Annotated in this window: 16 protein-coding genes and 1 pseudogene; 12 read left to right on the top strand and 5 right to left on the bottom strand. The window is 70.4% G+C overall.

What is annotated here, in order from left to right:
* Positions 1 to 126: 126 nt before the first annotated feature.
* Positions 127 to 1,662 (bottom strand): sigma-54 interaction domain-containing protein, encoded by a 1,536-nt coding sequence (locus AC1DF3_RS11095; RefSeq protein ID WP_286531604.1) that lies wholly within the window; start codon positions 1,660 to 1,662, stop codon positions 127 to 129.
* A gap of 224 nt (positions 1,663 to 1,886) precedes the next feature.
* Here AC1DF3_RS11095 and AC1DF3_RS11100 point away from each other — a divergent pair, with 224 nt between their 5' ends.
* The 8 genes and pseudogenes from AC1DF3_RS11100 to AC1DF3_RS11135 all read left to right on the top strand — a co-directional run bounded on the left by AC1DF3_RS11100 (position 1,887) and on the right by AC1DF3_RS11135 (position 12,448).
* Positions 1,887 to 3,377 carry an efflux transporter outer membrane subunit gene (locus AC1DF3_RS11100; RefSeq protein WP_478139657.1) on the top strand — a complete coding sequence of 497 codons (1,491 nt, stop codon included), beginning with the start codon at positions 1,887 to 1,889 and terminating at the stop codon, positions 3,375 to 3,377.
* Entirely contained in the window at positions 3,374 to 4,534 is a 1,161-nt protein-coding gene (locus AC1DF3_RS11105; protein WP_478139658.1) for an efflux RND transporter periplasmic adaptor subunit, read from the top strand. The genes AC1DF3_RS11100 and AC1DF3_RS11105 overlap by 4 nt, the downstream gene beginning before the upstream one ends.
* A gap of 16 nt (positions 4,535 to 4,550) precedes the next feature.
* Positions 4,551 to 7,658: an efflux RND transporter permease subunit gene (locus AC1DF3_RS11110; RefSeq protein WP_478139659.1), complete on the top strand. Its 3,108-nt coding sequence runs from the start codon at positions 4,551 to 4,553 to the stop codon at positions 7,656 to 7,658.
* 30 nt (positions 7,659 to 7,688) lie between these two features.
* Entirely contained in the window at positions 7,689 to 8,042 is a 354-nt protein-coding gene (locus AC1DF3_RS11115) for a hypothetical protein (protein ID WP_286531600.1), read from the top strand.
* A gap of 57 nt (positions 8,043 to 8,099) precedes the next feature.
* Positions 8,100 to 8,456, top strand: a complete 357-nt coding sequence (locus AC1DF3_RS11120) for a DUF2946 family protein (RefSeq protein WP_286522511.1) — start codon at positions 8,100 to 8,102, stop codon at positions 8,454 to 8,456.
* A 97-nt stretch (positions 8,457 to 8,553) separates the two neighbouring features.
* A complete protein-coding gene (locus AC1DF3_RS11125; RefSeq protein ID WP_478139660.1) occupies positions 8,554 to 10,878 on the top strand; it encodes a TonB-dependent receptor in 2,325 nt (774 codons plus the stop codon).
* Positions 10,879 to 10,900: 22 nt separating this feature from the next.
* Positions 10,901 to 11,785: a copper chaperone PCu(A)C domain-containing protein gene (locus AC1DF3_RS11130; RefSeq protein WP_478139661.1), complete on the top strand. Its 885-nt coding sequence runs from the start codon at positions 10,901 to 10,903 to the stop codon at positions 11,783 to 11,785.
* Between the two features lie 6 nt (positions 11,786 to 11,791).
* Positions 11,792 to 12,448: pseudogene (locus AC1DF3_RS11135) on the top strand (trimeric intracellular cation channel family protein).
* 19 nt (positions 12,449 to 12,467) lie between these two features.
* On the opposite strand, the gene AC1DF3_RS11140 reads toward AC1DF3_RS11135, so the two are convergent.
* Positions 12,468 to 13,172: a Crp/Fnr family transcriptional regulator gene (locus AC1DF3_RS11140; RefSeq protein ID WP_286531594.1), complete on the bottom strand. Its 705-nt coding sequence runs from the start codon at positions 13,170 to 13,172 to the stop codon at positions 12,468 to 12,470.
* A gap of 143 nt (positions 13,173 to 13,315) precedes the next feature.
* Here AC1DF3_RS11140 and AC1DF3_RS11145 point away from each other — a divergent pair, with 143 nt between their 5' ends.
* Positions 13,316 to 13,771, top strand: a complete 456-nt coding sequence (locus AC1DF3_RS11145; RefSeq protein WP_478139662.1) for a hypothetical protein — start codon at positions 13,316 to 13,318, stop codon at positions 13,769 to 13,771.
* Between the two features lie 16 nt (positions 13,772 to 13,787).
* On the opposite strand, the gene AC1DF3_RS11150 is transcribed toward AC1DF3_RS11145, so the two are convergent.
* The 3 genes from AC1DF3_RS11150 to AC1DF3_RS11160 form a co-directional block, all read right to left on the bottom strand.
* Positions 13,788 to 15,305 carry a tripartite tricarboxylate transporter permease gene (locus tag AC1DF3_RS11150; RefSeq protein WP_286531592.1) on the bottom strand — a complete coding sequence of 506 codons (1,518 nt, stop codon included), beginning with the start codon at positions 15,303 to 15,305 and terminating at the stop codon, positions 13,788 to 13,790.
* A 92-nt stretch (positions 15,306 to 15,397) separates the two neighbouring features.
* Positions 15,398 to 15,931 carry a tripartite tricarboxylate transporter TctB family protein gene (locus AC1DF3_RS11155; protein WP_286531591.1) on the bottom strand — a complete coding sequence of 178 codons (534 nt, stop codon included), beginning with the start codon at positions 15,929 to 15,931 and terminating at the stop codon, positions 15,398 to 15,400.
* 79 nt (positions 15,932 to 16,010) lie between these two features.
* Complete coding sequence (locus tag AC1DF3_RS11160) at positions 16,011 to 16,970, bottom strand: Bug family tripartite tricarboxylate transporter substrate binding protein (protein WP_478139663.1); 960 nt, start codon at positions 16,968 to 16,970, stop codon at positions 16,011 to 16,013.
* Positions 16,971 to 17,082: 112 nt separating this feature from the next.
* Between AC1DF3_RS11160 and AC1DF3_RS11165 the strand changes: the two genes are divergently transcribed.
* The 3 genes from AC1DF3_RS11165 to AC1DF3_RS11175 are packed head-to-tail and all read left to right on the top strand — an operon-like array spanning position 17,083 to position 19,602.
* Positions 17,083 to 17,757, top strand: coding sequence for a response regulator transcription factor (locus tag AC1DF3_RS11165; RefSeq protein ID WP_286531589.1), 675 nt, complete (start codon positions 17,083 to 17,085; stop codon positions 17,755 to 17,757).
* Positions 17,754 to 19,169 carry a sensor histidine kinase gene (locus tag AC1DF3_RS11170; RefSeq protein ID WP_478139664.1) on the top strand — a complete coding sequence of 472 codons (1,416 nt, stop codon included), beginning with the start codon at positions 17,754 to 17,756 and terminating at the stop codon, positions 19,167 to 19,169. The genes AC1DF3_RS11165 and AC1DF3_RS11170 overlap by 4 nt, the downstream gene beginning before the upstream one ends.
* A gap of 4 nt (positions 19,170 to 19,173) precedes the next feature.
* A complete protein-coding gene (locus AC1DF3_RS11175; RefSeq protein ID WP_286522528.1) occupies positions 19,174 to 19,602 on the top strand; it encodes an RNA-binding S4 domain-containing protein in 429 nt (142 codons plus the stop codon).
* The last annotated feature ends 10 nt before the right edge of the window (positions 19,603 to 19,612 follow it).

The following is a 19,612-nucleotide window of genomic DNA, read 5'->3' on the forward strand; positions in this document are numbered from 1 at the left end:
TGAATATTGCACAGTTCGTGCCAGCCTCCATCGCCTTGAAAACAAAGGACTTTCCCTTGGTTTTCGTCTGAAGCGCCCGGAATCAGGACAAATGTATTGTCCAAATTTCAGGCAAATGCATGTTTTCTATTCAGGGTTTTCCAGACGTTCATAGAGCGTCGCGCGTGAGATGCCGAGCAGCCGCGAGGTCGCGAGCTTGTTGCCGCCTGTCGCGGCCATGGCGGCGGCGATCGCGCGGCGTTCGAGTTCGGCCACCTGCTGTGCCAGCGGCCGCAGCAGCGCCGCGCCTTCGGCCGTATCGGCGGCGGCGCTCGGCAGCGGCTCGGGCGCCGCGATCTTTTCCTGCCCGGCCTCGCGCAGGATGCGCTCGAGCTGCGCGGCGTCGATGCGCTGCGAGTCGCTGCGCATGGTCACCTGCTCCAGCACGTTGCGCAGTTCGCGGATGTTGCCGCGCCAGTGCTGCGCGGCCAGCAGCGCCAGCGCGTCGGGCGTGAGCTCGGGCGGCGCTTCGCCGCTGCGCAGCGCCATGTCCTCGCCGAGCGCCTCGACCAGCGCCGGGATGTCGGCGCGCCGTTCGCGCAGCGGCGGCACGCGCACCGGCAGCACGTTGAGGCGGTAGTACAGGTCTTCGCGGAAGCGACCTTCGCGCACCAGCGCCGCCAGATCGCGCGAGGTGGCGGCGATCACGCGGGCATCGAAGGGCACCAGCTTGTTCGAGCCCAGCGGCTCGATCTCGCCCTCTTGCAGGGCGCGCAGCAGCTTGGCCTGCAGGCCCAGCGGCATGTCGCCGATCTCGTCGAGGAACAGCGTGCCGCCGTCGGCCAGCTTGAACTTGCCCTCGCGCGCCTTGCGGTCGGCGCCGGTGAAGGCGCCGGGCGCGACGCCGAAGAACTCGGCTTCGAGCAGGGTGTCGGGCACGGCTGCGATGTTGACGCTGACGAACATTCCGCCGGCCCGCGCCGAGGCGGCATGGATCGCGTGGGCCAGCAGTTCCTTGCCGGTGCCGGTTTCGCCGAGCAGCAGCACCGGGCTCGACGACTGCGCCGCGCGCCGCGCGTGGCGCTTGACCTCGACCGCGGCCGGGCTGCTGCCGATGAAGCTGGCGAAGGTGTACTTGGAGCGCCGCTGGCCGTCGGCCGACTGCTGGTAGAGCGGATTGGCGCGCTGGCTCGCGAGCTCGCGCCGGGCATCGTCGAGGTCGCGCTGCAGCAGCGCGAACTTGCTGATCAGCGGCTGCAGCGTGGTCTCGGGATGGTCGAAGAGCACGATGCCGATGGCGCCGATCACCTCGCCGGGCGTGGCGCCGGCATCGCCCTCGCGCTCCTCGCGCAAGGGGATGCGGCTGACCACGAAGGTGCCGGCCTTGTTGGTCAGCAGGTCGATCAGGATCGGCTCGCCGGTGTCGAGCACGCGGCGCATCTGCGTGTTCGGGATCACGTCCTCGACCAGATGGCCGAGGAACTGGTCGATCGACGAGAAACCCAGCGCCGGCAGGAAGCGCCGGTAGCCCTCGTTGACCCAGACGATGCGCCCGCCCCGGTCGACCAGGAACATGCCCTGGCTGATGCTGGAAAACAGATGGAACATCGAGCGCGCGGCAAGCGCGAGGATGCCTTCGGCATCGAGCGGCAGGGCGGGAGGTGCGGCGGCGGCGGGTGGCATGGCGGAATCGTAGCGTGCATCCTTCCGACGGCGAATCGGACGATGCCGACTCGCCGAATCGCTACCATCGATTGCCCTTTGAAAACGAGGTGCGCGACTACAGAAGCGCTCGAGGGGCCTTGCTATGCTGCGCCCCTTGCATGCACGGTCCACAGGCCGCCTGCCGACGCCCTGGCGCACCCCCCGTTCGCCAGCGCACGTCACCCCCTTTCTTGCGGAATCTCATGAGGAACTCCCGGCTCCCCGCGCTTGGTCTCGTCGCTCCCCTGCTGCTCGCCGCCTGCGCCGTTCCACGGCCGCCCCAGCAGGTCGCGGCGCCGACGCCGGCGCAGTGGCAGACGCCGCTGCCGACCGGCACCGCGGCCCTGCCGCATGGCGGCTCGATGCCGTCGCTGGCCGAGTGGTGGCGGCAGCTCGACGACCCGCTGCTGGTCGAGCTGATCGTCGCCGCCGAGGCCGCCAGCCCGACCGTGGCCAGCGCCCAGGCGCGCATCGGCGAAGCCCGCGCCGCGCGCGTCGCGGCCGGCGCAGCGCTGGTGCCCAATCTCAACGGCTCGCTGTCGGCCAGCCGCGGCAATTCGCCGACTTCCGGCTTCTCGACCGGCGCCACGGGCGGAACCAGCACCGACATCCCTCCGATCACCACCCAGCAGGCCGCCCTGCAGTCGAGCTGGGAGATCGACCTGTTCGGCGGCCTGCGCGCCAGCCGCGACGCCAGCCAGTCGCGCTATGCGGGCGCCGACGCCCGCTGGCACGACGCCCGCGTGTCGGTCGCCGCCGAGACCGCGAACGCCTACCTGGGCGAGCGTGCCTGCCGGCGCCAGCTCGTGGTGTCGACCTCGGATGCGCAATCGCGCGCCGAGACCGCGCGGCTGACCGAGCTGTCGGCGCGAGCCGGCTTCACGGCGCCCGCCGATGCCGCCCTGGCGCGCGCCAGCGCGGCCGAAGCCGCGGGCAGGCTGACGCAGCAGCGCGCCCTGTGCAGCGTGCAGCAGCAGGCGCTGATCGCACTGGCCGGCATCGAAGGCCCGCTGCTGGCGGCCAAGCTCGCCGCCGCCCCGATCGACGTCACGCTGCCCGCTGTTCAGGCGGTCTACAGCGTGCCGGCCGAGGCGCTGGCGCAGCGGCCGGACGTCTACGCGGCCGAGCTCGACGTCGCCGTGGCGAGCGCCGAGGCCGGTGCGGCGCTGGCCCAGCGCTTTCCGAGCCTGACGCTGCAGGGCTCGATCGGCGTGCTGAAGGTGCGCGGCGGAGGGTTCAGCGAAACGCTGGACACCTGGACCCTGGGCCCCCTGGCGCTCACCGTACCGATCTTCGACGGCGGCACCCTGGCCGCCAACTACGACGCCGCCAAGGGCCGCTACGAAGAATCCGTGTCGCTCTACCGCGCCAACGTGCGGCGCGCCGTGAGCGAGGTGGAGCAGGCGCTGATCAACCTGCAGAGCACCAGCGACCGCGCGGCGGACGCCGACACCGCGGTCCAGAACTACCAGATCTCCTTCGACGCCACGCAGGCCCGCTTCAACACCGGACTGGCCAGCCTGTTCGACCTGGAGGATGCGCGGCGCACGCTGTTCGTCTCGCAGACCGCCCGCGTCGCGCTGCAGCGCGAACGCGCCGAAGCCTGGGTCTCGCTCTACCGCGCCATGGGCGGCGGCTGGACACGACCCGAAGCCCTCGCCTCCACGGCCCCCGCCTCCGCCCCGTCGCCATGAAAAGAATGAAGCGTTCCACCCTCCTCGCTGTGCTGGCCGCCGCGCTGGTCCTCGTCGCCGGCGCCTTCTTGCTGATGCGCGGCAAGCCCGCCGCCGCGCCCGAGAAAAAACCCGAGGCCGCGGCCCGGCCGTCGCTGACCGTCACGGTCGCCAGGCCCGAGAACAGCGAACTCAGCGTCACGCTGGCGGCCAACGGCAACGTCGCCGCCTGGCAGGAGGCCAGCATCGGCTCCGAATCGACAGGCCTCAAGCTCGCCGAGGTGCGGGTCAATGTCGGCGACGTGGTCAAGAAAGGCCAGGTGCTCGCCACCTTCTCGGCCGAGTCGGTGCAGGCCGACGTGGCACAGGCCAAGGCCTCGCTGGCCGAGGCCCGCGCCACCGCCGCCGACGCCACCGGCACCGCGGCGCGGGCGCGCACCTTGCAGGCCACCGGCGCCATGAGCCAGCAGCAGATCAACCAATACCAGACCGCCGAGCAGACCGCCAAGGCGCGGGTCGAAGCCGCCGAGGCGGTGCTCGCCGCCCAGCAGGTGCGCGGGCGCAACACGCAGGTGCTGGCGCCCGACGACGGCGTGATCTCGGCGCGCACCGCCACGGTCGGCAGCGTGGTCAGTGCCGGCACCGAGCTGTTCCGCATGGTGCGCCAGGGCCGGCTCGAATGGCGCGCCGAGGTCACCTCCTCCGAACTCGGCCGGATCGCGGTCGGCACGCCGGCCGTGATCACCAGCGCCAGCGGCGCCACCGTCAGCGGCAAGGTCCGCAGCATCGCGCCGACGGTCGATCCGCAGACCCGCAATGCGCTGGTCTACGTCGACATCCCGAACGTGCTGCAGAACACCGGCCTCAAGGCCGGCATGTTCGCGCGCGGCGATTTCCAGCTCGGCCGCACCAGCGCGCTGACGGTGCCGCAGGCCTCGGTGGTGCCGCGCGACGGCTTCAACTACCTGTTGCTGCTGCAGCCCGACAACCGGGTCGCCCAGCTCAAGGTCGAGACCGGCCGCCGGGTCGGCGACCGGGTCGAGATCACGACGGCGCTGCCGGGCGACGCCCGCGTGGTGGTCCAGGGGGCCGGCTTCCTGAACGACGGCGACCTGGTGCGCGTGGTCGAGACGCCAGCCGCCGCCGCCAAGCCTGCGGCCGAAGCCGCAGCCAAGTGATGAAGGAGCAGCGATCTTGAACGTCTCGGCCTGGTCCATCCGCAACCCGATCCCGGCGGTGATGCTGTTCGTGCTGCTGACCTTCGCGGGTCTGCTGTCCTTCAACGCCATGAAGGTCCAGAACTTCCCGGACATCGACCTGCCGACCGTCACGGTGTCGGCCGCGCTGCCGGGCGCCGCGCCCTCGCAGCTCGAGAACGATGTCGCGCGCAAGCTCGAGAACTCGATCGCCACCATCCAGGGCCTGAAGCACATCACGACCAAGATGCAGGACGGCGCGGCCACGCTGATCGTCGAGTTCCGGCTCGAGAAGCCGGTCCAGGAAGCGGTCGACGACGTGCGCTCGGCGGTGCAGCGGGTGCGCGCCGACCTCCCGGCCGACGTCCGCGACCCGGTGGTCACCAAGCTCGACTTCGCGGCCCAGCCGGTGCTGGCCTTCACGATCGCGTCATCGAAGATGGACGACGAGGCGCTGTCCTGGTTCGTCGACAACGACGTCACCAAGAAGCTGCTGGCGCTGCCCGGCGTCGGCGCGGTGAACCGGGTCGGAGGCGTCACCCGCCAGGTGCATGTCGACCTCGATCCGGCCAGGCTGCAGGCGCTGGGCGCCACCGCGGCCGACATCTCGCGCCAGCTGCGGCTGGTACAGACAGAGAGCGCGGGTGGCCGCACCGACGTCGGCGGCAGCGAGCAGCCGGTGCGCACGCTGGCCACGGTGCAGTCGGCCGACCAGCTGGCCGCCATGCAGATCGCGCTGACCGACGGCCGCCGCATCCGGCTCGACGAGGTGGCCCGCATCAGCGACACCATCGCCGAGCCGCGCGCCGCGGCGCTGCTCGACGGCCGGCCGGTGGTCGGCTTCGAGGTGGCGCGCAGCCGCGGCGCCAGCGAGGTCGAGGTCGGCGCCGCGATCCAGAAGGCGCTTGGCGAGATGCGCCTGCAGCACCCCGACATCCAGCTCACCGAGGCCTTCAACTTCGTCGCCCCGGTCGAGGAGGAATACGAAGGCTCGCTGCACCTGCTCTACGAGGGCGCGATCCTGGCCGTGATCGTGGTCTGGCTGTTCCTGCGCGACTGGCGCGCGACCTTCATTTCCGCGGTGGCACTCCCGATGTCGGTGATCCCGGCCTTCGTGGGCATGTACCTGCTGGGCTTCTCGATCAACGTGGTGTCGCTGCTGGCGCTGTCGCTGGTGGTCGGGATCCTGGTCGACGATGCGATCGTCGAGGTCGAGAACATCGTGCGTCACCTGCGGATGGGCAAGTCGCCCTACCAGGCCGCGATGGAAGCCGCCGACGAGATCGGCCTGGCCGTGATCGCCACCACCTTCACCCTGATCGCGGTGTTCCTTCCGACCGCCTTCATGAGCGGCGTGGCCGGCAAGTTCTTCAAGCAGTTCGGCTGGACCGCCTCGCTCGCGGTGTTCGCATCCCTGGTGGTGGCCCGCGTGCTGACGCCGATGATGGCGGCCTACATCCTGAAGCCGATCGTCCACGCCGAGAAAGAGCCGCGCTGGCTCAGGATCTACATGCGGATGGCCGAGTGGTGCCTGAAGCACCGCTTCACGACGATGGTGCTGGCCACCCTCTTCTTCTTCGGCTCGGTGGCGATGATCCCGCTGCTCAAGACCGGCTTCATCCCGCCCGACGACAACTCGCAGACCCAGGTCTACCTGTCGCTCGCGCCCGGCGCCACCTTGGCCCAGACCGCGGCCACCGCCGAGGAAACGCGCCGGCGCCTGATGGCGATCGACCATGTGCGCAGCGTCTACACCACGGTCGGCGGCGGCAGCGCCGGCGGCGACCCCTTCGCCAACTTCGGCACGCCCGAGACCCGCAAGGCGACGCTCACGATCCAGCTCGACCCGCGCGGCGACCGGCCGCGCAAGCAGGTGATCGAGAACCGCATCCGGGCCGCGCTCGAGACCCTGCCCGGCGTGCGCAGCACCGTGGGCCTCGGCGGCTCGGGCGAGAAATACATCCTGGCGCTCAGCGGCGACGACCCGAACGCACTGACCACCGCCGCGCGCGCGGTGGAACGCGACCTGCGCACCATTCCCGGCCTCGGCAACATCACCTCGACCGCCAGCCTGATCCGGCCCGAGATCGCGGTCAGGCCCGACTTCGCGCGCGCCGCCGACCTCGGCGTCACGAGTTCGGCGATCGCCGAGACGCTGCGGGTCGCCACGCTCGGCGACTACGACCAGAACCTGCCCAAGCTCAACCTGGCGCAGCGGCAGGTGCCGATCGTGGTCAAGCTGGAGGATTCGGCGCGGCAGAACCTGGCGCTGCTCGAACGGCTCGCGGTGCCCGGCACGCGCGGCCCGGTCATGCTGGGCCAGGTGGCGGCGCTCACGATGGAGGGCGGCCCGGCCGTGATCGATCGCTACGACCGCTCGCGCAACGTCAATTTCGAGATCGAGCTGTCGGGCGTCGGCCTCGGCGACGCCAAGGACGCGGCGATGAAGCTGCCCTCGATCCGCAGCCTGCCGCCCGGCGTGCGGGTGGCCGAGGTCGGCGACGCCGAGGTGATGACCGAGCTGTTCGCGAGCTTCGGCCTGGCCATGCTGACCGGCGTGCTGTGCATCTACATCGTGCTGGTGCTGCTGTTCAAGGACTTCCTGCATCCGATCACGATCCTTTGCGCGCTGCCACTGGCGCTAGGCGGCGCCTTCGTCGGCCTGCTGATCGGCCAGAAGGCGCTGTCGATGCCTTCGCTGATCGGTCTCATCATGCTGATGGGCATCGCGACCAAGAACTCGATCCTGCTGGTCGAGTACGCGATCGTGGCGCGCCGCGACCACGGCATGAGCCGCTGGGACGCGCTGCGCGACGCCTGCCACAAGCGGGCCCGGCCGATCATCATGACCACGCTGGCGATGGGCGCGGGCATGCTGCCGATCGCGATCGGCCTCGGCGCCGCCGATTCCAGTTTCCGCTCGCCGATGGCGATGGCCGTGATCGGCGGGCTGATCACTTCCACCGTGCTGAGCTTGCTGGTGGTGCCGGCGGTGTTCACCTACGTCGACGACGTCGAGGGCTGGATCAAGCGCACCGCGCGGCGCCTGCGCGGCCAGCCGCCGGTGGCCGAAACAAGCCCGGACGCGGCCCACGGCGCCGGATAGACTAGCCCCGTCACTCGACGGAGCCACACCATGACTCGACCCGTTTCCCGTGCCGCACTGTGCGGCGTCCTGCTGGCCAGCGCCTTCGGCGCCCACGCGCAGACCGCGACCGATCTGCAGCATGCCCAGGAGCGCCACCAACGCCAGCTGGCCGTCTGCAACAGCGGCAAGCTGCCGGCGCCCGAGCGCGAAGCCTGCGTTCGCGACGCCGGCGCGGCACTGGACCGCGCGCGCGGCGGACCGCCGGCCAAGGTCACGACGCGCACGCCCGACCGGCGCGCCACGGTGGTCACGCCGGCCGGCCAGCCGGTGCCGGGCGCGACCGAAACCGTCCGCTCGCGCCGTTCCACCACCGTGGTGCCGGCCGACGCCCCGGCGCGCTGAACCCCGCCCGCACGACGCCGGTCCGCCCGCCCCACGCCAAGCCGCATAATCGCGCCCATGCCCGCACTCCGCCGCGCCCGCCTCCTCGCCAGCTTCGTGCTGGCGTGGTTCGCGCTGTCGCTCGGTGTCGCCGTGGCCTCTCCGCTGGTCCAGCCGAAGCCGATGGAAATCGTCTGCTCGGCGGCCGGCGCCACCATGCTGGTGGTCATGACCGACGACGGCGCACAGGCGCCCGCTGCCGGCCACCTCGACTGCCCGCTGTGCCTGCCGGCCGGTGCACCGCCGCCTGCCTTGCCGCTGGCGCAATTGCCGACGGTGCAGCCCCTGGGCCATGCGGTCCAGTCGATTCCGGCCGCGCGCATCGCCGCGGCCACCGCCGCCCCGCTGCCGGCGCGCGGACCCCCTCTCTCCTGAGCTTGCTTCAGCCCTGACGCACGCGGCGCATGGAAGGCGCCGCGCTGCGCGTTCCAGCAATGCGTAGGCAGCCGACGGCTGCCGAGGAGATCCTTCCATGAACAAGACCCTGCTGTCGCTCGCGTTGAGCGCAGCATCCCCCTGGTGGGCGCTGCCGGCGTCGGCCCAGGAGCGGCCGGCATCGCGTGCCGCCGACGAGGCCCCCGAGCGCACGCGCTCGCTCGGCGTCGTCACCGTGACCGGCGGCCAGCCGACCTCGCTGCCGACCCAGATCCCGACCACCATCGAGGGCATCACCCGCGAGGAGATAGAGACCCGCATCAACGCCACCGACAGCGAGGACGCGCTCAAGTACCTGCCCAGCCTGCTGGTGCGCAAGCGCTACATCGGCGACTACAACCACGCCATCTTGTCGACCCGCGCCTCGGGCACCGGCAACAGCGCCCGCTCGGCGGTCTATGCCGACGGCATCCTGCTGTCGAACTACCTCGGCAACGGCATCGCCAACGGCAGCAACTACGCGCCGCGCTGGGGCCTCGTCACGCCCGAGGAGATCGAGCGGGTCGACGTGATGTACGGTCCCTTCTCGGCCGCCTATCCCGGCAACTCGGCCGGCGCGGTGGTCGACTACGTGACCCGCATGCCCTCGCAGCTCGAGGCCCACGTCAAGATGGGCTACCAGTCGCAGCCCAACGACCTCTACAACACGCGCCAGACCTTCAACAGCTGGCAGACCAGCGCCTCGCTCGGCAGCCGCAGCGGCGATTGGTCGTGGTTCATCGACCTGAGCCGGGGCGACAGCCAGGGCCAGCCGCTGACCTTCACGACCGCGACCGTGGCCTCGGGCACGCCCGGGCGCGCCGGCACCCCGGTGGTGGGCTTCGTGCCGGGCCTCAACACCACCAACACGCCGTGGTACATCCTGGGCACCGGCACCCAGTACCACACGCTCCAGGACCACGCCAAGCTCAAGCTGGCCTACGACTTCTCGCCCACCGTGACCGCCACCTACACGCTGGGCTGGTGGCAGAACAGCGCCGAAGGCCGGCCGGAGAGCTACCTGAGCAATGCCCAGGGCCAGGCGGTCTACACCGGGCTGGTCAACATCCTCGGACGCAGCTTCACGCTCGGGCCGACGGCGTTTCCGCTCACCAACGACGAGCAGACCCACTACATGCACGGCCTCTCGGTCAAGAGCAACACCCAGGGCGAGTGGGACTGGGAGGTGGCCGCCAGCCTCTACGACTATTCGAAGGATCAGCAGCGCGCGCCCACGGTGGCGCTGCCGCTGGCGGCCATCGGCGGCGCCGGCACCCTGCAGGATCAGGGTGGCGCCACGGGCTGGAACACGCTGACGGCCAAGGGCACCTGGCGGCCGCAGGGGGTGGGCGGTGCCCACATCGTCGACTTCGGCGTCGAGCGCGATGCCTACAAGCTCGGCATCCTCAAGACCAACACGATCGGCAACTGGCTCTACGGCCCTTCCGGCACGCTGGTCAGCAACGTCGGCGGCAACACCGAGACCATTGCCGGATGGGCGCAGGACAGCTGGTCCTTCGCGCCGAAGTGGAAGGCCGTGCTGGGCTTGCGATGGGAAGACTGGCAAGCCAGCAACGGCTTCACCGCCACCGCGACCAGCGCCCTGCCCTACCCGTCGCGCAGCGAATCGGACGCCTCGCCGAAAGCGGCGCTGGCCTACCAGTGGGCCGACGACACGGTGCTCAAGGCCTCGCTCGGCCGGGCGGTGCGCTACCCGACCGTGGGCGAGCTGTATGGCGCCACCACCGGCGGCGCGCTGTCTTTCATCAACAACCCGTTCCTCAAGCCCGAGAAATCGTGGACCAGCGAGCTGAGTGCCGAGAAGGACCTCGGCAACGGGCTGGCCCGCGCCACGCTGTTCCACGAGACCACCGACGACGCGCTCTACAGCCAGCTGATCCCGAACACGAGCATCTCGCGGGTGGAGAACATCGCCAAGGTACGTACCACCGGCTTCGAGCTGTCCTACACCGGGCAAAAGGTCTGGATGCGCGGCCTCGACATGGGCGCGAGCCTCACCTATGCCGACTCGAAGATCGTCTCGAACCCGTTGTTCCCGGCCAGCGTCGGCAAGTGGCAGCCGCGGGTTCCGCAATGGCGCTCCACCGTCTACGCGACTTACAGGCCCGACGCCCGCTGGGCCTTCACCGCGGCCGCGCGCTACAGCGGCAAGCAGTACTCGACCCTCGACAACAGCGACGTCAACGGCTTCGCCTACTTCGGCGCCAGCAAGTACTTCACGGTCGATCTGCGGGCACGCTTTCAGATCGACAGGCAATGGTCGGCCGCCTTCGGTGTCGACAATGCCAACAACTACCAGTACTGGAACTTCCACCCCTACCCGCAGCGCACTTACACCGCCGAACTGCGCTGGGACCTTTGAACCCCGACCCCAGGAGAGCACCATGACCACCCCATCCCCCCTCCGTACCCTCGCCGCATGCGCCCTGCTCTGCAGCAGCGCCGCCATGGCCCACGTCACCCTGCCCCCCGGCGGCGCCGCGGCCGGCAGCGAATACGACGCTGCCTTCCGCGTCGGCCATGCCTGCGCCGACGCCAAGGCCACCACCGGCCTGCGGGTCCAGCTGCCCCAGGGCTTCACGTTGATCCAGGCCCAGCCGCGCCAGGGCTGGACCCTGGCCGCCACGCCGGGCGAGGTGTCCTGGAAGGCCGACTCGGCGCAGACCGCATTGCCGGGCGCCGAGCGGGCCGAATTCATCGTCCGCGGCAAGCTCACCGACAAGTCCGGCCCGCTTTACTTCAAGGTCCTGCAGAGCTGCGACGTCGGCAGCGCCGACTGGGCCCAGGTGCCGGCCGCCGGTTCGACCGAGAAGCCGGCCCTGCCGGCGGCCCGCCTCGACGTGCTGCCGGCCGGCGTGGCCGCGGTCGACGTGCGCGACGCCTGGGTCCGCCAGACGGTGCCCGGCCAGAGCGGCACCGGCGCCTTCATGAAGCTCATGGCGCCCTCGGGGGCCCGGCTGGTCGGCGCCTCGACGCCGGCGGCCGGCGTGGCCGAAGTGCACGAGATGAAGATGGAAGGCGACACCATGAAGATGCGCGAAGTCACCGGCGGGCTCGAACTGCCGCCGCGGCAGACCGTGGAGCTCAAGCCCAGCGGCCTGCACGTGATGCTGATGGACCTGAAGCAGCCGATCACCAAGGGCGGCAGCATCCCGTTCACCTTGCGCTTCGAGGACGCCAAGGGTGTCAAGAGCTCGCTCCAGGTCGACGTCCCGGTCGGTGCACCGGCCGGCGCTGCGACAGAATCGCACGGCCACATGCACAACTGACTTCCCATGCAAAGCCTGCCGCTCTCCACCGTCCTGTCGCTCTCCAATGCACAGATCGCGATCGAGGCGGCGGCGACGCTGGCATTTGCGATATCGGGCCTGATCGAGGCCGCGCGCAAGCGGCTCGACGCGGTCGGCGTGGTCATGGTGGCCGGCCTCGCGGCCTTCGGCGGCGGCACCCTGCGCGATGTGCTGCTCGACCGCCGGCCTTTCTTCTGGGTCGAGCATGCGGGCTGACTTTGGCTGCTGCTGGCGCTGTGCGTGGCGGCGATGCTGTTCCTGCGCGACCGCCATTTCGCGCTCACCGAGCGCGCGATGCAGTGGCCCGACGCGCTCGGCCTGGGCCTCTTCACCGCCACCGGCACGCAGATCGCGCTGGGCGCCTCGATGCCGCCGATCGTGGCCGTGCTGATGGGCATGATGACCGCGGTGTTCGGCGGCGTGCTGCGCGACATCGTCTGCAACGAGATCCCGCGCGCCTTCAGCGACCATCAGCCGTATGCGATCTGCTCTTTCGCGGGCGCTTGGGTCATCGTCGGCGCCGACGCCCTGCAGGCGCCCGATTGGGTCGGACTGACCGCCGGTGCCACGACCGCGATCGTCTTGCGTCTCGGGGCGCTCTGGACCGGCTGGAAGCTGCCGGCCTGGCGCTCGAACGACTAGGACCGCCTTCCCGCGCAGGTCAGTCGAAGCCCCGGACTTCGGCCACCAATCCCGCCAGCCGCGCCACGTCAGGCACCACCAGCGCCTTGCCGTCCTTGGCGAGCACGCCCTCGCGGCGCAGCGCGTTGAGCTCCCGCGTGACCTGTTCGCGGTTGGTGCTGATCCGCCCGGCCAGTTCGGCATGGGTCGGCATCGGATCCAGCCGCGCGCGGTTGTCGACCACACCGGCCTGCTGGGCGAGCCGCAGCAGTTCGGCGTGCACCCGGTTCTGCACTCCGAGCGTGCTCAGGTCGATGACCCGGTCGGACAGCTGCCGCACCAGCGCCGCCAGGCCGCGCATCACGCGTTCGGCGACCATCGGCTCGTCGCGCAGCAGCTCGAGGAAGGCACCGCGGTCCAGGCTGGCCACCACGGCGGGCGTGAGCGTCACGACGTCCGCCGACCGCGGCTGGCCGTCGATCGCCGCGATGTCGCCGAAATGCTCGCCCGCCTGCGGATCTCGAAAAGTGACCTGCCGGCCATTGGCCGCGTAGGAGGTCACGCGCAGGGCGCCCGAGACCACGAAGTAGACCTCGCTCTTCTGCTCGGAACGCAGCAGCACCGGTGTCGCGGCCGGCAGGCTCTTCCATTGGCAGCGCTCGGCCAGCTGCTCCAGCCGTTCGGCCGACAGGCCTTGCAGCAGCGCGATGTGCTGCAGGCCGAGAGTGGAACGTTGGAGCGCCATGGCGGGCCTCCCAGCGGCATCGGGCGGATTGAGAAACGAGGTGCCAAAACGCACAGCCCCCCAGGCCCGGAGCCGTCACAGTCACGCCCTGTGATGGCCGCGATGTCCGCGACTGCACGTCCAAGCCTTCGGGAGATTTCATCATGAATGCCAGGCAAGTTCTCGGTGTCTCCGTCCTCGCGCTGGCCGGTGCGACCGCCTTTGCCCAGACGGTCCCGGCCGAGCAGTGGGTCGGAGCGCCCATCGCCACCACGGGCGGCGCCTACAGCCGTTCGGCCGTCACGGCCGACATGGCGGCCAGCCGGTCGATGATGAGTGCGCCGCAGGAGTTTCGCGTCGGCCCCGCCGACCCCGCCACCGGCGCCATGAGCCGGGTCGAGGTCGCCGCCGATACGAATCTCTGGATCCGCTCCGGCATGAGCCAGGTCGCCAACCGGGACAGCTTCGACCCGTCGAGCCCGGCCTACCGGGCCCAGATGGCGGCCTATCAGCGCATGCGCAGCGGCCCGGAATTCATGGCCGAAGTGCAGCGCCTGCAGGGCGCCAGGATGCAGCAGACCGCGACCGCCCCGTCCGACACGGGCTCGGCCGCGAACTGAGCGTCGCGCCGCGGCCTCAGGCGGCGGCTGCGGCGGCTGCGCGCCGCTCGCTCATTCGCTTGGCCACACGCGGCAGGATCATCACTGCCAGCACGATGATCACCAGCACGATCGACATCGGGCGCTGGAAGAACACCGTCGCGCTGCCCTCGCCGATCGACATCGCGTTGCGCAGCTGCGCTTCGGCCAGCGGCCCGAGAATCATGCCGACGACCACCGGCGCGGTCGGGAAGTCGTAGCGCCGCATCACGACGCCGAGCACGCCGATGACATACAGCAGCACCAGGTCGAAGGCGCTCTGGCGCATGCCGTAGGCACCGACCGTGGCGAAGATCAGGATGCCCGCATAGAGCTGCGGCTTCGGGATCTTGAGCAGCTTGACCCACAGCCCGACCATCGGCAGGTTCAGCACCAGCAGCATCACGTTGCCGATGTAGAGCGAGGCGATCAGCGCCCAGACCAGCGCGGCCGAAGTCGTGAACAACTGCGGCCCCGGCTGGATGCCGTAGTTCTGGAAGGCGCCGAGCAGGATGGCGGTGGTGTTCGAGGTCGGGATGCCGAGCGTCAGCAGCGGAATCAGCGCCGCCGTCACGGTGGCGTTGTTGGCGGCCTCGGGGCCGGCCACGCCTTCGATCGCGCCGCTGGTGCCGAACTCGGCCTTGGCATCCGAATCCTTGGCCAGCTTCTTTTCGGTCGCGTAGCTCAGGAAGGTCGGGATCTCGGTGCCACCGGCCGGGATGCAGCCGAAGGGCGTGCCGATCGCGGTGCCGCGCAGCCAGGCCGGGATCGAGCGCTTCCAGTCGCGCGCCGTCATGTGGACGCGGCTCAGCTTGTTCTGCCCTTCGACCACCTTGCCCTCGTACAGCACGGCGTACAGCACCTCGGCGACCGCGAACAGGCCGACCGCGACCAGCACGATCTCGATGCCGTCGAGCAGTTCGGGAATGCCGCCGGTGTAGCGGCCCTGGCCCGAGATCTGGTCGAGCCCGATGCAGCCCGCCGCCAGGCCGATGAACAGCGCCGTCATGCCGCGCAGCGTGCTCTTGCCGAGCACCGCGCTCACGGTGGTGAAGGCCAGCAGCATCAGCAGGAAATACTCGGGCGGACCGAGCTTGACCGCGAAGTCGGCCACGAAGGGCGCGAACAGCGTGACGATCACGGTGGCGATGGTGCCGGCGACGAAGGAGCCGATCGCCGCCGTGGCGAGCGCCGCCCCGGCGCGCCCGCTCTTGGCCATCTTGTTGCCCTCCATCGCGGTCACCATGCTGGCCGTCTCGCCGGGGGTGTTGAGCAGGATCGAGGTGGTCGAGCCGCCGTACATCGCCCCGTAGTAGATCCCCGAGAAGAAGATCATCGAGGCCGTGACGTCGACCTTGCCGGTGATCGGCAGCAGCATCGCGACGGCGACCGCCGGGCCGATGCCGGGCAGCACGCCGACCGCCGTGCCCAGGGCGCAGCCGACCAGGCACCAGAGAAGGTTCGCGGGCGTGATCGCCAGCGCGAAACCGTGCATCAATGCGTTGAAGATTTCCATGTCAGGCCTCCCGCCGGGCCGCCCCAAGGGAGGCCTGCGCCCCCTCGGGGGGCAGCGAATACACGAAGTGATGAGCGTGGGGGTCGTTCATTTCAGATCCAGCCCGTGGCGGTCAGGCCCGGCAGGTTGATCGCCAGGAACTTGGTGAAGGTCCAGAACACCGGCGCCGCGATCAGCAGGCCGGTCACGAGGTCGATGATCCAGGTGCGCGGCGTGTTGACGCCGCCCTGCCCGCTGGCGCGGCGCAGGCCCTGCACCGCGAGCAGGTAGCACAGGGTGCAGCTCAGGATGAAGCCGATGCTGGTGATCAGCGCCGCGTTGAGCAGCAAGCCCGCCGAGACCCAGATGAAACCGGCCCAATAGGCCTTGGAGGCGCCCGAAGGCTCGTCCATTTCGCGGAAGCCGCCGGTGCGCGACTCCCAGAGGATCCAGCCGCCGCAGATGGTCAGCGCGATCGACACCAGCCAGGGCAGGAAGTTGGGCCCGACACCGCCATAGCCGGCCTCGGACGAAATGCCGATGGCACCGAAGGCGAGCGCCAGCCCGGTGACGAGAACCCCGGCGCCGACCAGTGTCTGCGGCCACAAGGCCGGGGGTGAATGGGGGAGTGAGTCGATGTTGGACATTCTTCTGGACCTCGCTGGGGGCGGAAAAAGGGCGCAGGCCGATCGACGGCCTGCGCCCGTTGCCGTGCCGATCAGGCGTTCAAACCATGCCCGACTTGACCATGGTCGCGCGCAGGCTCGCGAACTCGTCGTCGACGAACTTGGCGAAGGCCTCGCCGGACAGCACCGCCGGCGTCCAGTCGTTCTTCTTGAGCGCCTCGCCCCAGGTCGGCGTCTTGAGCGCCGCCAGCACCATGTCGGTCAGCGCCTTGCGCTGCTCGGGCGTGATGCCGGGCGCGCCGTAGACGCCGCGCCAGTTGCCGATCTCGACGTCGATTCCCTGCTCCTTGAGCGTCGGCACGTTGATGCCTTGCAGGCGCTGGGCGGAGGTGACCGCGATCGCGCGCATCTTGCCGGCGCTGATGTATTCGGCGAACTCGCTGTAGCCGCTGCCGCCGACCGTGACGTTGCCGCCCAGGATCGCCGCCGTGGCCTCGCCGCCGCCACGGAAGGCGACGTAGTTGATCTTCGAGGGATCGACGCCGACCTTCTGCGCGATCATGGCCGCGGCGATGTGCTCGGTGGAGCCGCGCGAGCCGCCGCCCCACTTGACGCTGCCCGGGTCCTTCTTGAGCTGCTCGACCACGTCCTTCATGGTCTTCAGGGGCGAGCTGGCGGGCAGCACGAAGACGTTGTATTCGCTCGTGATGCGGGCGATCGGCGTCGCCTGCGACAGGCTCACCGGCGGCTTGCCGGTGATGATGCCGCCCAGCATCACGGCGCCCATGATCATCATCGCGTTCGGATCGCCCTTGGAGCCGTTGACGAACTGGGCCAGGCCGAGCGCGCCGGCGGCGCCGCCCTTGTTGTCGAAGGTCACGGTGTCGGCCAGCTTGGCGTCGGTCAGGGCCTTGCCCAGCGCCCGCCCGGTGGTGTCCCAGCCGCCGCCCGGATTGGCCGGGATCATCATCTTGACATTGGGAGCGGCCCAGGCCGACAACGGCAGGGCACCGGTGGCGGCCAGGGCGGCCAGGGACTTCAGAAAGGTATCGCGACGCATGCAGGTCTCCTTGGATTTTGGCAAGCTGAGTAGAAGCTGACGCCGCTATGATGCGCCGCCCTGCTGTCAGTTGGCTGTCCTTCGGACTGGGGTAAACACCGAAAATCGCGCCATGAAGCTGCTGCTAGTCGAAGACGATCCGTCGATGCAAACCACCTTGCAGCGCACGCTCGGACGGCGCCAGATCGACGTCCGGATCTGCGGCGACGGCGCCCAGGCGCTGGCCCAGTGGCAGGCGCTCGAACCCGACGTGGTGGCGCTCGACCTCAGCCTGCCCGGGCTCGACGGCCTGCAGGTGCTGGCCCAGGCGCGCGCCGCCGGCCTGCGCACGCCGGTGCTGCTGCTCACCGCCCGCGGCACGGTCGGCGACCGCATCGTCGGCCTCAACGCCGGCGCCGACGACTACTTGCCCAAGCCCTTCGACCTCGACGAACTCGAGGCCCGCATCCGGGCGCTCAAGCGGCGCCACCAGGGCGCCGAGGCGACGGCGCGCCTGCCGGAAGTCGGGGGCCTGCGCTACGAACCCGACAGCGGCGCCATCTACCACCGCGCCGAGGTGCTCGAACTGACGCCGCGCGAACTGGCGCTGCTGAAGGCGCTGATGGCCAAGCCCGGCCACGCGGTCAGCAAGGAGCGCCTGTTCGAGCTGGTGTTTCCGGGCGAGGCCGACGTGCAGTACGAAGCCATCGAGGTCGTGGTCTACCGGCTGCGCAAGAAGCTCGCCGCCACCGGCGCGACGCTGATGACGCTGCGCGGCCTGGGCTACCTGCTGCGCGAAGACGCGTGATGCGGGCCACCTCGCTGCGCGCCCGGCTGCTCATGGGCATCCTGGGGCCGATCGCCGTGTTCATCGTGATCAACAGCGTGAGCCTGTACCGGCAGAGCCTGGCCGCCGCCACGACCGCCTACGACCGGACGCTGCTGGCCTCGGCCAAGACCATCGGCGAGCAACTCGACGTCGAGGGTTACGACGAGGCGGCCACCCTGCGCGCCATCGTCCCCTACTCCGCCCTCGAGGCCTTCGAGGCCGACAACCAGAGCCGGATGTACTACCGGGTGTCGGCGCTCGACGGCCAGCTGGTCTCGGGCTTCGAGGAACTGCCCTTCTGGCGCGGCAAGCTGCCGAACCGCCCGCCCTATGCCGCGCTGGTCGACTTCTACGACGCCGAGTTCCGCGCCATGCCGGTGCGCGTGGCCGTGCTGCTGCAGCCCATCGCCAGCGGCCGCGGACGCGCGATGGCCGTGGTGCAGGTGGCGGAGACGCTGGAGCTGCGCGAGACGCTGGCGCGCAAGCTGCTGGTCGACATGTTGTGGCGCCAGCTGGTGCTGATGGGGGTGATCGCCGCGGTCACGGTCGTCGTGGTGCAGCGCGCCACCCGCCCGGTTCGCGCGCTGGGCGAGGCGATCCAGGCCCGCGCCGCCGACGACCTGTCACCGATCGACGCCCCCGACGCGCCGCGCGAACTGCGCCCGCTGATCGACGCCACGACCCAGGTGATGGGCCGGCTGCAGCGCCTGCTCGACCACCAGAAACGCTTCGTGCGCGACAGCGCGCACCAGCTGCGCACGCCGCTCGCGGTGCTCAAGGCGCAGGTGCAGTCGGCCCGCCGCGGCGACGTCCCGCCCGACCAGGCGCTGGGCGAGATCAGCGAGACCGTCGAGCGCGCGACCGCCCTCGCCAACCAGATGCTGTCGCTGGCGAAGGTCGAGCAGCTGCGCCAGCAGCCCGAGTCGGTCATGCTGGACCTGGCCGACGCGGTGCGCGCGGTGGCGCTCGACCTGTCGCCGCTGGTCGCCGACAAGGCGCTCGACTTCGAGCTCTCGACGGATCCGGCGCCGGTGCCGGTGCGCGCCCATCTCTGGATGCTGCAGGAGCTCACGCGCAACCTGCTGCACAACGCCATCAAGCACAGCCCGCGCGCCGCGGCGCTGACGTTGCGGGTGCATGCCGAAGGCGAGCTGGCGCTGCTGCAGGTCAGCGACCAGGGCCGCGGCATCTCCGACGAGCTGCGCCAGCGGCTGTTCGCGCCGTTCGCGGCCGGCGACGTGGGCAGCGGCTCCGGCCTGGGGCTGGCGATCTGCCGCGAGATCGTGCTGGCCCTGGGCGGCAGCATCGCGCTGGACAACCGCGAGGCCGGCGGCCGCACCGTCGGGCTGGACGCCGTCGTGCGAATCCCGCTGGCGCGCGACAATCGCTGAACTCATGGACCGACTTCGAATCGACAAATGGCTCTGGGCGGCGCGCTTCTTCAAGACGCGCTCGCTGGCCGCCGACGAGATCGGCAAGAACCGCGTGCAGGTCAACGGCGATGTCGCCAAGGCCTCGCGCGAGGTCAAGGTGGGCGACACGGTCAGCTTGCGTCTCGGCAGCCTGTCGCGGGTGGTCTGGGTGCGTGGCATCAGCGGCCAGCGCGGCCCGGCCCCGGTCGCCCAGCAGCTCTACGAAGAAACGCCCGAGAGCCTGGCGGCCCAGGCGGCGGCACGCGAGCAGCGCCGGCTCGGCAGCGAACCTGCGCTGAGCATCGAGCAGGGCCGCCCCACCAAGCGCGACCGGCGTGACCTCGACGGCGCCCGGCGCGCCGACTGGGACAGCCGCTGGAGCGCCTCCATCGATCCCGACGACGAGACCTGAAAGACCCCGC

Source organism: Variovorax sp. 10N432 (genome assembly GCF_056394465.1).